A 16051-nucleotide genomic window follows, 5' to 3' on the forward strand; every position below is an offset into this window, starting at 1 on the left:
TGCGGCGCCCCGGACGGCTCAGTACGACGAGCCGGAGGCGCCCAGGGAGCCCGTCGGGTGCCAGACCGTCTTGGTCTCCAGGAAGGCCGTCATACGGTCGGTGCCCGGCGTCGCGGCGTAGTCCACAGGCTGTGGACGAAGGACGCGCTTCAGGTTGTCCGCCGCCGCGACCTCCAGTTCCCTCGCCAGCTCCGCGTCGGCGCCCGCGAGGTCGATCGCGTTGACGTCCTGGTGCGCGGCGAGCGGCGCGGCGATCTCCGCCGTACGGCCGGACAGGACGTTCACGACACCGCCCGGCAGGTCGGAGGTGGCCAGCACCTCGCCGAGGGAGAGCGCCGGGAGCGGGGACTTCTCGCTCGCGATCACGACCGCCGTGTTGCCGGTCGCGATCACCGGGGCGATCACCGAGACCAGGCCCAGGAACGACGACTCCTGCGGGGCCAGGACGGTCACCACGCCGGTCGGCTCGGGGGAGGAGAGGTTGAAGTACGGGCCCGCCACCGGGTTGCCGCCGCCCACCACCTGGGCGATCTTGTCGGTCCAGCCCGCGTACCAGACCCAGCGGTCGATCGCCGCGTCGACCTGCGCGGCCGCCCTGGCCTTGGACAGGCCCTCGGCCTCGGCGACCTCGCGGACGAACTGCTCGCGGCGGCCCTCCAGCATCTCGGCGATGCGGTAGAGGATCTGGCCCCGGTTGTACGCGGTCGCGCCGGACCACGCCCCGAACGCCTTGCGCGCGGCCACGACCGCGTCACGGGCGTCCTTGCGGGACGACTGCGGAACGTTCGCCAGCCAGTTGCCCTTGGAGTCGCTCACCTCGTACACCCGGCCGCTCTCGGAACGCGGGAACTTGCCGCCCACGTACAGCTTGTAGGTCTTGAGGACCGAAAGCCGCGGTTCGGTCGTCGCCCCGGACTTCACTGACTTCTCGGAGTTCTCAGACATCGAGGTACGCCTCCAGGCCGTGCCGGCCGCCCTCGCGGCCGAAGCCCGACTCCTTGTAGCCGCCGAACGGCGAGGTCGGATCGAACTTGTTGAACGTGTTGGACCAGACGACACCGGCGCGCAGCTTGCCCGCCACCGCCAGGATCCGGGAGCCCTTCTCGGTCCAGATGCCCGCCGACAGCCCGTACGGGGTGTTGTTGGCCTTGGCGACGGCCTCGTCCGGGGTGCGGAAGGTGAGGACGGAGAGCACCGGGCCGAAGATCTCGTCACGGGCGATGGTGTGCGCCTGGGTGACGCCGGTGAACAGCGTCGGCGCGAACCAGTAGCCGCTCTCGGGCAGTTCGCAGGCGGGCGACCAGCGCTCGGCGCCCTCCGCCTCGCCCTTGTCGGCCAGCGTGGTGATCCGGGCCAGCTGCTCGGCGGAGTTGATCGCGCCGATGTCGGTGTTCTTGTCGAGCGGATCGCCCAGGCGCAGGGTGGAGAGCCTGCGCTTGAGGGAGTCCAGCAGCTCGTCGTGGATCGACTCCTGCACCAGCAGCCGCGAGCCCGCGCAGCAGACCTGGCCCTGGTTGAAGAAGATGCCGTTGACGATGCCCTCGACGGCCTGGTCGATCGGCGCGTCGTCGAAGACGATGTTGGCGCCCTTGCCGCCCAGCTCGAGGGTGAGCTTCTTGTCCGTGCCCGCGACCGTGCGCGCGATCGCCTTGCCGACGGCCGTGGAGCCGGTGAAGGCGACCTTGTTCACGTCGGGGTGGGCGACGAGCGCGGCGCCCGCGTCGCCGTAGCCGGGAAGGATGTTGACGACACCCTTCGGCAGGCCGGCCTGGCGGCAGATGTCCGCGAAGAACAGCGCGGACAGCGGGGTGGTCTCGGCGGGCTTGAGGACCACCGTGTTGCCGGTCGCCAGCGCCGGGGCGATCTTCCACGCCAGCATCAGCAGCGGGAAGTTCCACGGGATGACCTGGCCGGCCACGCCCAGCGGCTTCGGGGACGGCCCGAAGCCCGCGTGGCCGAGCTTGTCGGCCCAGCCGGCGTAGTAGAAGAAGTACGCGGCCACCAGGGGCAGGTCCGCGTCCCGCGTCTCCCTGATCGGCTTGCCGTTGTCCAGCGTCTCCAGGACCGCCAGCTCACGGCTGCGCTCCTGGATGATGCGGGCGATGCGGAACAGGTACTTGGCGCGCTCGGAGCCGGGCAGCGCCGACCACTTCACGAAGGCCTTGCGGGCCGCCTTCACCGCGCGGTCCACGTCCGCCTCGCCGGCCTGGGCGACCTCGGACAGCACCTCCTCGGTGCTGGGGGAGACCGTCTTGAAGACCTTGCCGTCGGCGGCCTCGGCGAACTCGCCGTCGATGAACAGGCCGTAGGACGGCGCGATGTCGACGATCGAGCGGGACTCGGGCGCCGGTGCGTATTCGAAGGGGGAAATCTGGTTTTCCATGTTCATGAGGTCTCAGTCCACCGTCACGTAGTCGGGACCGGAGTAGCGGCCGGTGGCCAGCTTCTGACGCTGCATCAGCAGGTCGTTCAGGAGCGAGGAGGCGCCGAAGCGGAACCAGTGGTTGTCCAGCCAGTCCCCGCCTGCGGTCTCGTTGACCAGGACCAGGAACTTGATCGCGTCCTTGGAGGTGCGGATGCCGCCGGCCGGCTTCACACCGACCTGCACGCCGGTCTGCGCCCGGAAGTCACGCACGGCCTCAAGCATCAGCAGCGTGTTGGCCGGGGTGGCGTTGACGGCGACCTTGCCGGTGGAGGTCTTGATGAAGTCGGCGCCCGCCAGCATGCCGAGCCAGCTCGCGCGGCGGATGTTGTCGTACGTCGACAGCTCGCCGGTCTCGAAGATGACCTTCAGGCGCGCGGCGCTCCCGCAGGCCTCCTTCACGGCGACGATCTCGTCGTACACCTTCAGGTACTTGCCGGCGAGGAACGCTCCGCGGTCGATGACCATGTCGATCTCGTCGGCGCCCGCGGCGACCGCCTCGCGCACGTCCGTCAGCTTCACGTCCAGCGACGCCCGGCCGGCCGGGAAGGCGGTGGCGACCGAGGCGACCTTCACGGTCGAACCGGCCACGGCCTCCTTCGCGGCGGCCACCATGTCGGGGTAGACGCAGACCGCGGCCGTGGCGGGGGCCGTACGGTCCGTCGGGTCGGGGTGGACCGCCTTGGCGCCGAGCGCCCGGACCTTGCCCGGGGTGTCCGCGCCTTCCAGCGTCGTCAGGTCGACCATCGAGATGGCGAGGTCGATGGCGTACGCCTTCGCGGTGGTCTTGATGGAACGGGTGCCGAGCGAGGCGGCGCGCGCCTCCAGGCCGACCGCGTCGACACCGGGCAGCCCGTGCAGGAAGCGGCGCAGCGTGCTGTCGGACGCGGTGACGTCAGCGAGAGGGGGTGCAGTGGTGGGCATGGTCACCAGGCGAGCATATCTACGCGCGTAGCGGCTGTACACCCCCCGGGCTGTCTTGTGACCCGGCCGATGTTCGCACGGCGCCCCTCCCGTCCGCGGGCACCGCGGATGGGAGCCCGTCCGGCCGTCGGGCAGAATCGGGACCATGACGACGCCCGAGCACGAACCCCCCTCGCCGCGACCTGCCGCACCCGAGTTCAAGGACCGGGTCAACCGGTCGTCCGCAGGCATCGCGAGCGGTGCCCTGCTCCTCGCCATCGTCGGGTGGCTGGGCATCGACGCGCTGGTGGTCGGCGAGGGCCGCACCCCGTGGCTGGCGCTCGCCGGGATGATCCTCGTCGTGCCGCTCGTGGTCGCCTTCACCCTGCGGCCCGCCGTGTACGCCAACACCGACCGGCTGCGTATCCGCAACCCCTTCCGCGTGATCGTGCTGCCCTGGGGCCAGGTCTCCGGGCTGCGTTCCGGCTTCTCGAACGAGGTGTTCGACCAGTCCGGCACCAAGTACCAGCTCTGGGCGGTGCCCGTCTCGCTGCGGGGGCGCAAGCGGGCCACCCGGCGGCAGGCGCGGGCCGAGGCGGCGGGCGAGCGCGCTGCGGGGGCGGGCAGGGCCGGCGGACGCGCAGGCGGAGCCTTCGGGTCCGGGAGCGCGGCCGACGACGGTCCCGTCCGCGCTGCGGGCGACCAGTTCATGGACGACCTGCGCGAACTGCACGAGGCCCGTGAGCACGCCGAGACGGCGCAGGGCGAGGTGACGGTCCGCTGGGCGTACGAGATCGTGGGCCCGGCGGTGGCCGGTGCGGTGGTGCTGGCGATTCTTATCGCGGTGGGCTGACGCGCGGCCGTCGGCGGCGTGTGGGTCCGTGACGCGAGTGTCCGTGGCGCGTGTGTCGTCCGGTGTCCGCCCGGACGTGTGTGCGGCGGGTGTCTCCCGGCTGTTTCCGGGCCGGAACGGGTGTCCCTATCGGTGAGGGACACCCGTTCCCGTTTCCGTACGGGTCAGATGCCCGCGGCCGCCGACAGGTCGCGCTTGATCGACGCGAGCAGCTCGGTGGCCTCCGCGCGGGCCGCCGGGAGGCCGGCGTGGGTGCCGACCGGGACCACGACCTCCAGGTAGCACTTCAGCTTGGGCTCCGTGCCGCTGGGGCGGACGATCACGCGGGCGCCGTCGAGGGTGTAGCGCAGGCCGTCCGTGGGCGGCAGCCGGTCCGTGCCCCGGGTGAGGTCCTCGGCGCGGGTGACGGGCAGGCCCGCGAGCGCCGTCGGGGGCTGCTCGCGCAGGCGGCGCATCGCGTCGGCGATCAGCGAGAGGTCCTGGACACGGACCGAGAGCTGGTCGGTGGCGTGCAGGCCGTGCTCGACGGCGAGGTCGTCGAGCAGGTCCAGGAGGGTGCGGCCCTCCTGCTTGAGCCGCGAGGCCAGCTCGGTGATCAGCAGGGCGGCGGTGATGCCGTCCTTGTCGCGTACGCCGTCGGGGTCGACGCAGTAGCCGAGGGCCTCCTCGTAGCCGTAGCGCAGGCCCTCCACGCGGGCGATCCACTTGAAGCCGGTGAGGGTCTCCTCGTAGGGCAGGCCCGCCTTCTCGGCGATGCGGCCGAGGAGGGAGGAGGAGACGATCGACTCCGCGAAGGTGCCGGTCGCGCCGCGGGAGACCAGGTGGGCGGCGAGCAGGGCGCCCACCTCGTCGCCGCGCAGCATGCGCCAGTCGGCGCCGTCCTTGACGGCCACCGCGCAGCGGTCGGCGTCCGGGTCGTTGGCGACGATCAGATCGGGGTCGGTGGCGCGGGCCCTGGCGAACGCCAGGTCCATCGCGCCGGGCTCCTCCGGGTTGGGGAAGGCGACGGTCGGGAAGTCCGGGTCCGGCTCGGCCTGTTCGAGGACCAGCTCGGGGGCGGGGAAGCCGGCCCGGGCGAACGCGGCGACGAGGGTGTCCTTGCCGACGCCGTGCATCGCCGTGTAGACGGTGCGGGCCGTACGGGGCGAGCCGGGGGCGAGGGCGGCGTCCGTGCGGGCGAGGTAGGCCTCAAGGACGGAGTCGTCGAGCGTCTCCCAGCCGGAGTCCGGACGGGGGACGTCGTGGAGGCTCTTGATCGCGTCGATCTCGGCGGCGATCCCCGCGTCGGCGGGCGGCACGATCTGGGAGCCGTCGCCCAGGTAGACCTTGTAGCCGTTGTCGCGGGGCGGGTTGTGGCTGGCGGTGACCTCCACGCCCGCGACCGCGCCGAGGTGCCTGATGGCGAAGGCGAGGACGGGGGTGGGGAGGGGGTGCGGCAGCACCGCGGCGCGCAGGCCGGCGCCGGTCATGACGGCGGCGGTGTCGCGGGCGAAGTCGGCGGACTTGTGGCGGGCGTCGTAGCCGATGACGACGAGGCCCGCGTTGCCGTCCCCGTGGGCGGTCCCGTTCTTCTTCAGGTACGCGGCGAGGCCGGCGGCGGCGCGGATGACGACGGAGCGGTTCATGCGCATGGGGCCTGCGCCGAGTTCGCCGCGCAGGCCCGCGGTGCCGAACTGGAGGGTGCCGGCGAAGCGCTCGCTCAGCTCTTCGGTGTTCTCGGTGTTCTCGGCGTTCACGGCTTCGAGGAGCCGGGCGAGTTCGTCACGGGTCTCGGGGTCGGGGTCCTCGGCCAGCCACGCCTTGGCCCGTGCGATGAGGTCGTCGTGCACGTTGGGTCAGCCTCTCGTGAGTGTGTCGGCCCGGCTTCGGCGGGGATGCCGGTGCCTCCGGCGGTGGGCCGGTGCGCCGGGGTGCGTTGCGGGTCGGGGCCGTGGGGGTGGGGCCGGCCCGCAACGCACGGGCGTACTGCCCAGGGCTTCCATGGTGGGCCTGGGCAGAGACGAAGTATGCGGCGGGCTGTCGACCCGCCCCCACGGCCCCTTCCGCCGTCCGGCGGCCTTCCCGTCGCCGTGGGGACCGCCTTTTTGCGGACCGCGTGATGCTAGAGGCGGCCCAGGACCTGGGTCAGCAGGGAGCCCATGCGGGTGGCGCTGTCGCGGCCCGCCTGGAGCACCTCCTCGTGGTTGAGGGGCTCGCCGGTCATGCCTGCGGCGAGGTTGGTCACCAGGGAGATGCCGAGGACCTCCGCGCCGGCCTCGCGGGCGGCGATGGCCTCCAGGACGGTGGACATGCCGACCAGGTCCGCGCCGATGGTGCGGGCCATGCGGATCTCCGCCGGCGTCTCGTAGTGCGGGCCGGGGAACTGCGCGTAGACGCCTTCCTCGAGGGTGGGGTCGACCTCCTTGCACAGGGCGCGCAGGCGCGGGGAGTACAGGTCGGTGAGGTCGACGAAGTTGGCGCCGACGATCGGCGAGGTGGCCGTCAGGTTGAGGTGGTCGCTGATCAGCACCGGCTGGCCGGGGCGCATGCCCTCGCGCAGGCCGCCACAGCCGTTGGTGAGCACGATCGTCTTGCAGCCGGCCGCGACGGCGGTGCGCACGCCGTGGGCCACGGCGGCCACGCCCCGGCCCTCGTAGTAGTGGGTGCGGCCCAGGAAGACCAGCGCGCGGCTGTCCCCGATGGTGTACGAGCGGATCTTGCCGCCGTGGCCCTCGACCGCCGGCGGCGGGAATCCGGGCAGCTCGGTGACCTGGAACTCGGCGTCGGGGGTCCCCAGGGCGTCGACGGCCGGTGCCCAGCCGGACCCCATCACGAGGGCGACGTCGTGGGACTCGGCACCCGTGAGTTCGCGCAGGCGCGCGGCGGCGGCGTCGGCGGCGGCGTACGGGTCGCCCTGGATGTCGTCCGGAAGAAGAGATGCGTTCACGCCGATGAGCGTAGCCGCTCTTCGCCTACGCGCGTAGATGCCCGTGGTCACGGCAATGCGATCGTTGTCTTGTCGTTTCCGACGAGGAACGGCTCCCGGCGGCCCTCGAAGCGGGTCCGGTTCAGACTTCCAGGAGGCCGGCGGCGCCGCTCAGCACGGCCGCTTCCGCAGCTCCATCACGTAGTCGTGGGGTGCCCCCGCCGATTCCGCCGCGTCGGCGATCTCGCCGAGGTAGCGGGCGGAGGGGAGGCCGCCCTCGTAGCCGTCGAGGACGTAGGCCCAGGCCCGTTCCTCGCCGTCCAGCGTGTGGACGCGCACGCGTGCCCGCCGGTAGACGCCGAGACCCACGCCCACCCAGCGGTCGAGGGAGTCCTCGTCCATCGGGGCGATGTCGTACAGGGCCACGAAGACCTGGGAGATCGGATCCTCCACAAGGGTCGCCAGCGCGCCCTCCCAGCCCATCTGCTCCCCGCCGAAGGTCAGCCGCCAGCCGTTCGTCCAGCCGGTGGCACGCAGCGGCGAGTGCGGGGCGCGGCGGGACATCAGCCGCGCGTCGAGATTGCCGGCGTATGCGGCATAGAGCGACATGCACCGAGCGTACGACAGCCACGCACCCGTCTCACGGGTCCCACGGGCAACGCGGGACCATCGCGCCGCGCCGCCCCGGGGCCGTAGCACCTTGAACGGTGCGGGACAATGGAGTACGTGACTCGGATCGTGATCATCGGTGGTGGACCCGGCGGCTACGAAGCGGCGCTGGTGGCGGCGCAGCTCGGCGCGGAGGTGACCGTCGTCGACTGCGACGGTCTGGGCGGAGCGTCGGTGCTGACCGACTGCGTGCCGTCGAAGACCCTTATCGCTACGGCCGAGGTGATGACCACCTTCGACTCGTCGTACGAGGAACTGGGGATCACCGTCGCCGACACCCTCTCCGACGGCGGCCCCGCCGAGGCCTCGCCCGCGGAGCGGGCCGCCCGGGTGGTGGGCGTCGACCTGGGGAAGGTCAACCGGCGGGTGAAGCGGCTGGCGCTCGCCCAGTCCCACGACATCACCGCGTCCGTGACGCGGGCCGGCGCCCGGGTCATGCGCGGGCGCGGCCGGCTGGAGGGCATGCAGGCGCTCGACGGGTCGCGTACGGTCGTCGTCAGGGCGGCCGACGGGAGCGAGGAGAGGCTCACCGCGGACGCCGTGCTGATCGCGACCGGCGGTCACCCGCGCGAACTGCCCGACGCCCAGCCGGACGGCGAGCGCATCCTCAACTGGACCCAGGTCTACGACCTCGACGAGCTGCCCGAGGAGCTCATCGTGGTCGGCTCGGGCGTCACCGGCGCCGAGTTCGCCGGCGCCTACCAGGCGCTCGGCTCGAAGGTCACCCTGGTGTCCTCCCGCGACCGCGTGCTGCCGGGTGAGGACCCGGACGCGGCCGCCGTCCTGGAGGACGTCTTCCGCCGCCGCGGCATGAACGTCATGGCGCGCTCGCGTGCCGCCGCGGCCAAGCGGGTCGGGGACCGCGTGGAGGTGACGCTGGCGGACGGCCGGGTCATCGAGGGCAGCCACTGCCTGATGGCCGTCGGCGCCATCCCCAACAGCGCCGGGCTCGGCCTGGAGGAGGCCGGCGTCAAGCTGCGCGATTCCGGTCACATCTGGACCGACAAGGTGTCCCGGACGACGGCTCCGGGCGTGTACGCGGCCGGCGACGTGACCGGGGTCTTCGCACTGGCCTCGGTGGCGGCGATGCAGGGACGCATCGCGATGTACCACTTCCTGGGCGACGCGGTGGCCCCGCTGAACCTCAAGACGGTCTCCTCCAACGTCTTCACCGACCCCGAGATCGCCACGGTCGGCTACTCCCAGGCCGACGTGGACGCGGGCAAGATCGACGCCCGGTGTGTGAAGCTGCCGCTCCTGCGCAACCCGCGCGCCAAGATGCAGGGCATCCGGGACGGCTTCGTCAAGATCTTCTGCCGTCCGGGCACGGGAATCGTGGTCGGCGGCGTGGTCGTGGCCCCGCGCGCCTCGGAACTGATCCACCCCATCTCGATCGCCGTCGACAACAACCTGACGGTCGAGCAGATCGCGAACGCGTTCACCGTGTACCCCTCGCTGTCGGGCTCGATCGCCGAGGTGGCACGGCAGCTGCACACGCGCAAGGCGACGGGCGAGGCGTAGGGGCACGGCACGGTTGCGACTCCCCGCCGGTCACGGGGAGTCGTGGACCATGCCGGTGGCAGGAGCGAACGGAACAGGCTCTATACCATCTGGCGTTCTGCCCTGCGAACAACTTCTGCTAATCGGCGCAAACTGCTGAAAGCAGACGGTCACTGGGGTTACTGTCAGTTTCGTGTTCGCTGCTGAACGTCGCCAATTGATCCTCGAAATGGTGCGAGCGAACGGTGCCGTGTCGCTCCGTGAACTCGCCCGCGTCGTCCAGACCTCCGAAGTGACCGTACGGCGGGACGTGCGGGCGCTGGAGGCCGAAGGACTCCTCGACCGCCGGCACGGCGGTGCGGTACTCCCGGGTGGGTTCACCCGTGAGTCCGGCTTCCCGCAGAAGTCGCATCTCGCGACCGCGGAGAAGACGGCCATCGCCGACCTTGCCGCGGGCCTCGTCGAAGAGGGCGAGGCGATCGTCGTGGGCGCGGGTACGACCACCCAGGAGCTGGCCCGCCGGCTCGCCCGGGTGCCCGGCCTGACCGTCGTCACCAACTCCCTGCTGGTCGCCCAGGCGCTGGCCCACGCCAACCGCGTGGAGGTCGTGATGACCGGCGGCACGCTGCGCGGCTCCAACTACGCGCTCGTCGGGTCCGGGGCCGAGCAGTCGCTGCACGGGCTGCGGGTGTCCAAGGCCTTCCTGTCGGGGAGCGGACTGACGGCCGAGCGCGGCCTGTCCACGTCCAACATGCTGTCGGCGTCCGTCGACCGGGCCCTGGTGCAGTCCGCCGCGGAGGTGGTGGTGCTCGCCGACCACTCCAAGCTCGGTACGGACACGATGTTCCAGACGGTCCCGACCGACCTCATCACCCGCCTGGTGACGGACGATCCCCCGGCCCACGACGACCGCGCGGCCACCGAGCTCCAGGCCCTCGCCGACCAGGGCGTCCAGATCGCCGTGACCGGCGCGGCGGGAAACCCGGCGGCGGACCAGCCCCCGCCCCGCGACCGCCGCCGTGAGGTGCCCCTCCCGGGCCCCCGCCGCACCCAGCCACCGGGCGCGAACCTCCGCCCGGCGTCCCTGGGCGGGGACCAGCCGAACGGCACGGAGCGTCCGGCCGCACGGGTGGCGGACCTCCGGAGGCGCTGAGGGCTTCGCCGCCCCCGGGGGAGGCCTGGGGAGGTCTTCGGGACGCGCTCGGGAAGGACCGCGGACCGCCTCGCCCCGGAAAGCACGGAGCCCGGCGGGCCGCTCGCGCGGCTCGCCGGGCTCCTGCGGGTGCTCCGGAAGATCAGTCCTTGATCTCGCAGATGACGGCGCCGGAGGTGACGGAGGCGCCGACGTCGGCGGACAGGCCCTTGATGGTGCCGCTGCGGTGGGCGTTGAGCGGCTGCTCCATCTTCATGGCCTCCAGGACGACGACCAGGTCGCCCTCCTTGACCTCCTGGCCCTCCTCGACGGCGACCTTGACGATGGTGCCCTGCATCGGGGAGGCGAGGGTGTCGCCGGAGGCGACGGGGCCGGACTTCTTCGCGGCGCGGCGCTTGGGCTTGGCGCCCGCGGCGAGGCCGGTGCGGGCCAGGGACATGCCCAGCGAGGTGGGCAGGGAGACCTCCAGGCGCTTGCCGCCGACCTCGACGACGACGGTCTCGCGGCCCGCCTCCTCGTCCGCCTCGGTGTCGGCGACGGCGGTGAAGGGCTTGATGTCGTTGACGAACTCGGTCTCGATCCAGCGGGTGTGGACCGTGAACGGGGCGCTGGATCCCGTCAGTTCCGGGGCGAACGCCGGGTCGGTGACCACCGCGCGGTGGAACGGGATGGCCGTGGCCATGCCCTCGACCTGGAACTCCTCCAGGGCCCGGGCGGCCCGCTGGAGGGCCTCCTTGCGGGTGCGGCCGGTCACGATCAGCTTGGCCAGCAGGGAGTCCCAGGCCGGGCCGATGACGCTGCCGGACTCCACGCCCGCGTCCAGGCGGACGCCGGGGCCGGAGGGCGCGGCGAAGTTCGTCACGGTGCCGGGGGCGGGCAGGAAGCCCCGGCCCGGGTCCTCGCCGTTGATGCGGAACTCGAAGGAGTGGCCGCGCAGCGGCGGGTCGTCGTAGCCGAGCTCCTCGCCGTCGGCGATGCGGAACATCTCGCGCACCAGGTCGATGCCGGCGACCTCCTCGGTGACCGGGTGCTCGACCTGGAGGCGGGTGTTGACCTCCAGGAAGGAGATCGTGCCGTCCTGGCCGACGAGGAACTCGACCGTGCCGGCGCCGACGTAGCCGGCCTCCTTCATGATCGCCTTGGAGGCGCGGTACAGCTCGGCGACCTGCTCCTCGGACAGGAACGGCGCCGGGGCCTCCTCGACCAGCTTCTGGTGGCGGCGCTGGAGGGAGCAGTCACGCGTGGAGACGACGACCACGTTGCCGTGGCGGTCGGCCAGGCACTGGGTCTCCACGTGGCGGGGCCGGTCCAGGTAGCGCTCGACGAAGCACTCGCCGCGGCCGAAGGCGGCCACGGCCTCGCGCACGGCGGACTCGTAGAGCTCGGGGACCTCGTCCAGGGTGCGGGCGACCTTCAGGCCGCGCCCGCCGCCGCCGAAGGCGGCCTTGATGGCGATCGGCAGGCCGTGCTCCTCGGCGAAGGCCACGACCTCCTCGGCGCCGGAGACCGGGTCGGGGGTGCCGGCCACCAGGGGGGCACCGGCGCGCTGGGCGATGTGCCGGGCGGCGACCTTGTCGCCGAGGTCGCGGATGGCCTGCGGCGGCGGGCCGATCCAGACGAGGTCGGCGTCCAGCACGGCCTGGGCGAATTCGGCGTTCTCCGAGAGGAAGCCGTATCCGGGGTGGATCGCGTCCGCGCCGGACTCCTTCGCGGCCTTCAGCACCTTGTCGATGTCCAGGTAGCTGGTGGCCGGGGTGTCACCGCCCAGGGCGAACGCCTCATCCGCGGCGCGGACATGCAGAGCGTCCCGATCCGGGTCGGCGTAGACGGCCACGCTCGCGATACCGGCGTCCCGGCAGGCCCGGGCAACGCGGACAGCGATTTCGCCACGGTTGGCGATGAGCACCTTGCGCACGATTGAGGCTCCCTCCTTGAAACAAGCCGAGTTTAGGGACTGCCGACACGGCACTTCGACCCGTCCCCCATGGTGAGCTTGCCCACACGGAGCGTGATCCGAGGCGCGCTCGACTCGCGAAATCCCTTGTCGCATCGCTGTACGCAGGACTCCTCCGGAAAACCCTAGTCCTCCCATGTGGCCAAGGTCTCTGTGAGGGCGTGCTGCGACGCACTTCGTTTCTTTGTGGAGTCCCTACGAATGGCCCAATGATTCTTTGCCGGTGGCAGAACTCTTGTCCCCGGGTTTACCCGTTAGTAGCGTTCAGGATGTCTCGGAAGTACTCGCGGTAACAGGGCTCCGCGCGGAGCGGCAGGCGGAAGTGGGTGGGACCCGTGGTGCGCAGACCGGTGGCGTGGGTGGTGGCGCTCGTGCTCTTCGCGGAGGCGTTCGGCGTGGCTGCGCTGAACTGGTTCCTCGGGATGGTCGTGCACAGGCAGAAGATGTCCCTGGCCGGCCTGGATCCGAACGTCATGTCGACCTCGTCGAAGGCCGGGGGTCTGGTCTTCGGCCTCTACTTCGCCCTGTGCGGCGTTGTCGCCCTGCTCGTGGCGCTACGGGGCCACCGCCCGGCCGGCGCCGGGCGCGTCCTGCTGATCAGCGCGGCCGTGGTGCACGGCCTCCTCGGCGCGTTCGCCTGGGGGCTGGTGGGCCGGCGGGCGTTCCTGTTCATGGTGGTGGTGCTCGGCCTCATCGTGCTGCTGCTGATGACGCACGACCATGAGGAGGGCCCGGCGGGCGAGGCGCGGGACGGCCGTTCCACGGACGCGGGTGGCCCCGAGGCCGAAGCCACCCCCGGCTCCGAAGCCACTCCCGGCACCGGGAGGACCGCCGGTCCGCCGGTGCTCGGGAAGCAGACGGATCATGTCCATGAGGCGCCGCCCACGCCTCTCACCCCTCCTCCGGCCGAGGCCCGTACCCCCTGATCAGCCCGCGGTCGGCGCCCACAATTCGGTGATGCCCACGCCGAGTTCGGCCAGCAGGCGGCGGACCAGGGGCAGGCTGATGCCGATGACGTTGCCGTGGTCGCCGTCGATGCCGTCGATGAAGGGCGCCGAACGGCCGTCCAGGGTGAAGGCGCCGGCCACGTACAGGGGCTCGCCCGAGGCGACGTACGCGGCGATCTCTTCGTCGGTCGGTTCACCGAAGCGGACGACGGTGGAGGCGGTGGCAGCGGCGTGCCGCCCGCTTTCCGTGTCCCAGACGCAGTGCCCGGTCTGCAGGGTGCCGACCCGGCCGCGCATCGCCTTCCAACGGGCGGTGGCCTCCTCGGCGTCGGCGGGCTTGCCGAGGGCGTGGCCGTCGAGGTCGAGCACGGAGTCGCAGCCGATCACGAGCGCGCCCCGGACCTCCGGGCGGGCCGCCACCACGGAGGCCTTCGCCTCGGCGAGGGCGAGCGCGAGTTCGGCGGGGGTGGGCGCGGTGACCGCGTCCTCGTCGACGCCGCTCACGACGACCTCCGGGTCGAGTCCGGCCTGCCGGAGCAGCCCGAGCCGGGCGGGGGACTGGGAGGCGAGCACGAGTCGGCGGCGCGGCTGGTCTGTCATACGGTCAGCGTATCGGCGGCGGCTGCTCCGCCTCACCTCATGCCGATCACGAACATGGCCAGCACCATGGCCAGCGCCATGAAAATGCCGAGCCGCCGCAACATGTCCTGCATGTCACGCAGTTCCTTCGGCGGCTCGTTCTCGGGGTCGGACCACAGCATCCCCCGATCGTGCGACCTGGGTGGCGCCGCGCGCCTGAGTACGCGTACTCAACTTCTGGCCGGCGCCCGGCCCGGGCTCAGCCCGGCCAGTAGGTCCGGGCCCAGGCGGTCGCTCCCGGCGACGGCACCCGCCGCGCGGCGATCCGCGACGGATCGGACCACGAGTCCCGGTGGCCGGGGGCCGCGCCGGACGGCGCATCCGCGGCCGCCACGGCGCGGGCCCGGACCACCGCCAGGGCGGCGGCAAGCTCCTCCGGGGTCGGGTTGCCTCGTACGACCTTGATCACAGCGGCTCCTTACAGGGGGATGTTGCCGTGCTTCTTCGGAGGCAGGGATTCCCGCTTGGTGCGCAGTTGACGCAGGCCGCGCACGAGGTGGGAGCGGGTGTCCGAGGGCTTGATCACCGCGTCGACGTAGCCGCGTTCGGCCGCGACGTAGGGGTTGAGGAGCGCGTCCTCGTACTCCTGGATCAGCCGGGCGCGGGTGGCCTCGGCGTCGCCGGCGGCCTCGGCCTCGGCGATGGTGCGGCGGTGCAGGATGTTGACCGCGCCCTGCGCGCCCATGACGGCGATCTGGGCGGTCGGCCAGGCCAGGTTGAGGTCGGCGCCCAGATGCTTGGAGCCCATGACGTCGTAGGCGCCGCCGAAGGCCTTGCGGGTGATCACCGTGATCAGCGGGACCGTGGCCTCGGCGTAGGCGAAGATCAGCTTGGCGCCGCGGCGGATGATGCCGGTGTGCTCCTGGTCGACGCCCGGGAGGAAGCCGGGCACGTCGACGAAGGTGAGCACGGGCACGTTGAAGGCGTCGCAGGTCCGTACGAAGCGGGCGGCCTTCTCGGAGGCGTCGATGTCCAGGCAGCCGGCGAACTGCATCGGCTGGTTGGCGACGATGCCGACCGGGTGGCCCTCCACCCGCCCGAACCCGGTGAGGATGTTCGGCGCGAACAGCGGCTGGGTCTCGAGGAACTCGGCGTCGTCCAGGACGTGCTCGATCACCGTGTGCATGTCGTACGGCTGGTTCGCGCTGTCCGGGACGACCGTGTCCAGCTCCAGGTCCTCGGCCGAGACGGCCACGTCGGCCTCCTCGGGGAAGACCGGCGCCTCGGAGAGGTTGTTCGACGGCAGGTACGACAGCAGCTGCTTGACGTACTCGATCGCGTCCTTCTCGTCGCCCGCCATGTGGTGGGCCACGCCGGAGGCGGTGTTGTGGGTGCGGGCGCCGCCCAGTTCCTCGAAGCCGACGTCCTCGCCGGTGACCGTCTTGATGACGTCCGGGCCGGTGATGAACATGTGCGAGGTCTGGTCGACCATGATCGTGAAGTCGGTGATCGCCGGCGAGTAGACCGCACCGCCCGCGCACGGGCCCACGACCAGGCTGATCTGCGGGATCACCCCGGAGGCGTGGGTGTTGCGGCGGAAGATCTCCCCGTACGCGCCGAGGGAGGCGACCCCCTCCTGGATCCGGGCGCCGCCGGAGTCGTTGATCCCGATGACCGGGCAGCCGGTCTTCAGGGCGAAGTCCATGACCTTGACGATCTTCTGCCCGTAGACCTCGCCGAGCGCTCCGCCGAAGACCGTGAAGTCCTGCGAGAACACCGCGACCGGGCGGCCGTCGACCATGCCGTAGCCGGTGACGACGCCGTCCCCGTACGGCCGGTTCTGCTCCAGGCCGAAGTTGGTGGAACGGTGCCGGGCGAACTCGTCCAGCTCCACGAACGACCCCTCGTCGAGCAGCAGTTCGATCCGCTCGCGGGCCGTCAGCTTCCCCTTGGCGTGCTGCTTCTCCACGGCGCGCTCGGAGCCGGCGTGCGTCGCCGCCAGAACGCGGCGCTGAAGATCCGCGATCTTGCCCGCGGTCGTGTGAATGTCGATCTCTTGGCGCTCATCCGGCTCGGACATCGGGATCGCGGCTCCCTGCCTGCTCACAAGGGGGGACGGTTACTCATCCGTAGCGTAGTAGGGGGTCCGCCGATCGGCAGTGCGGC

At 71.8% G+C, this 16051-nt stretch carries 15 protein-coding genes; 4 read left to right on the forward strand and 11 right to left on the reverse strand.

Annotation, left to right across the window (positions count from 1 at the left end; genetic code table 11):
• Nucleotides 1-18: 18 nt before the first annotated feature.
• Genes OIE49_RS22265 through deoC form a run of 3 tightly spaced genes read right to left on the reverse strand, consistent with a single transcriptional unit; the run spans nucleotide 19 to nucleotide 3346 of the window.
• Complete coding sequence (locus OIE49_RS22265; protein WP_326803810.1) at nucleotides 19-945, reverse strand: aldehyde dehydrogenase family protein; 927 nt, start codon at nucleotides 943-945, stop codon at nucleotides 19-21.
• Nucleotides 938-2383: an aldehyde dehydrogenase family protein gene (locus tag OIE49_RS22270; protein ID WP_401737202.1), complete on the reverse strand. Its 1446-nt coding sequence runs from the start codon at nucleotides 2381-2383 to the stop codon at nucleotides 938-940. The genes OIE49_RS22265 and OIE49_RS22270 overlap by 8 nt, the downstream gene beginning before the upstream one ends.
• Before the next feature lie 12 nt (nucleotides 2384-2395).
• A complete protein-coding gene (gene deoC / locus OIE49_RS22275; protein WP_326806302.1) occupies nucleotides 2396-3346 on the reverse strand; it encodes a deoxyribose-phosphate aldolase in 951 nt (316 codons plus the stop codon).
• Nucleotides 3347-3491: 145 nt separating this feature from the next.
• Between deoC and OIE49_RS22280 the strand changes: the two genes are divergently transcribed.
• A complete protein-coding gene (locus OIE49_RS22280) occupies nucleotides 3492-4178 on the forward strand; it encodes a PH domain-containing protein (protein ID WP_326803812.1) in 687 nt (228 codons plus the stop codon).
• A 164-nt stretch (nucleotides 4179-4342) separates the two neighbouring features.
• Here the strand turns inward: OIE49_RS22280 and OIE49_RS22285 are convergent, their stop codons facing one another.
• The 3 genes from OIE49_RS22285 to OIE49_RS22295 form a co-directional block, all read right to left on the reverse strand.
• Entirely contained in the window at nucleotides 4343-6007 is a 1665-nt protein-coding gene (locus OIE49_RS22285; protein WP_326803813.1) for a phospho-sugar mutase, read from the reverse strand.
• 272 nt (nucleotides 6008-6279) lie between these two features.
• The gene (locus tag OIE49_RS22290; RefSeq protein WP_100569916.1) at nucleotides 6280-7104 is read right to left on the reverse strand and encodes a purine-nucleoside phosphorylase; all 825 of its coding nucleotides are present in this window, start codon (nucleotides 7102-7104) and stop codon (nucleotides 6280-6282) included.
• A 150-nt stretch (nucleotides 7105-7254) separates the two neighbouring features.
• Nucleotides 7255-7692, reverse strand: a complete 438-nt coding sequence (locus OIE49_RS22295; protein WP_326803814.1) for a gamma-glutamylcyclotransferase — start codon at nucleotides 7690-7692, stop codon at nucleotides 7255-7257.
• A 108-nt stretch (nucleotides 7693-7800) separates the two neighbouring features.
• Here OIE49_RS22295 and OIE49_RS22300 point away from each other — a divergent pair, with 108 nt between their 5' ends.
• A complete protein-coding gene (locus OIE49_RS22300; protein ID WP_326803816.1) occupies nucleotides 7801-9273 on the forward strand; it encodes an NAD(P)H-quinone dehydrogenase in 1473 nt (490 codons plus the stop codon).
• Between the two features lie 172 nt (nucleotides 9274-9445).
• Nucleotides 9446-10405, forward strand: a complete 960-nt coding sequence (locus tag OIE49_RS22305; protein ID WP_100569919.1) for a DeoR/GlpR family DNA-binding transcription regulator — start codon at nucleotides 9446-9448, stop codon at nucleotides 10403-10405.
• A gap of 142 nt (nucleotides 10406-10547) precedes the next feature.
• Here the strand turns inward: OIE49_RS22305 and OIE49_RS22310 are convergent, their stop codons facing one another.
• Nucleotides 10548-12320: an acetyl/propionyl/methylcrotonyl-CoA carboxylase subunit alpha gene (locus tag OIE49_RS22310; protein WP_326803817.1), complete on the reverse strand. Its 1773-nt coding sequence runs from the start codon at nucleotides 12318-12320 to the stop codon at nucleotides 10548-10550.
• A 374-nt stretch (nucleotides 12321-12694) separates the two neighbouring features.
• On the opposite strand from OIE49_RS22310, the gene OIE49_RS22315 reads away from it, so the two are divergent.
• A complete protein-coding gene (locus OIE49_RS22315) occupies nucleotides 12695-13285 on the forward strand; it encodes a hypothetical protein (RefSeq protein WP_326803818.1) in 591 nt (196 codons plus the stop codon).
• Here the strand turns inward: OIE49_RS22315 and OIE49_RS22320 are convergent, their stop codons facing one another.
• From OIE49_RS22320 to OIE49_RS22335, 4 genes are all read right to left on the reverse strand, one after another.
• Nucleotides 13286-13906, reverse strand: a complete 621-nt coding sequence (locus tag OIE49_RS22320) for a Maf family protein (protein WP_326803819.1) — start codon at nucleotides 13904-13906, stop codon at nucleotides 13286-13288.
• A gap of 32 nt (nucleotides 13907-13938) precedes the next feature.
• On the reverse strand, nucleotides 13939-14067 hold the full coding sequence (gene mmpB, locus OIE49_RS22325; protein WP_100569923.1) for a morphogenic membrane protein MmpB: 129 nt from the start codon (nucleotides 14065-14067) through the stop codon (nucleotides 13939-13941).
• A 77-nt stretch (nucleotides 14068-14144) separates the two neighbouring features.
• Nucleotides 14145-14354 (reverse strand): acyl-CoA carboxylase epsilon subunit, encoded by a 210-nt coding sequence (locus tag OIE49_RS22330; protein WP_326803820.1) that lies wholly within the window; start codon nucleotides 14352-14354, stop codon nucleotides 14145-14147.
• A gap of 9 nt (nucleotides 14355-14363) precedes the next feature.
• Complete coding sequence (locus OIE49_RS22335) at nucleotides 14364-15965, reverse strand: acyl-CoA carboxylase subunit beta (protein WP_100569925.1); 1602 nt, start codon at nucleotides 15963-15965, stop codon at nucleotides 14364-14366.
• Nucleotides 15966-16051 lie beyond the last annotated feature (86 nt).

This window comes from Streptomyces sp. NBC_01788 (assembly GCF_035917575.1).
Classification (GTDB): domain Bacteria; phylum Actinomycetota; class Actinomycetes; order Streptomycetales; family Streptomycetaceae; genus Streptomyces.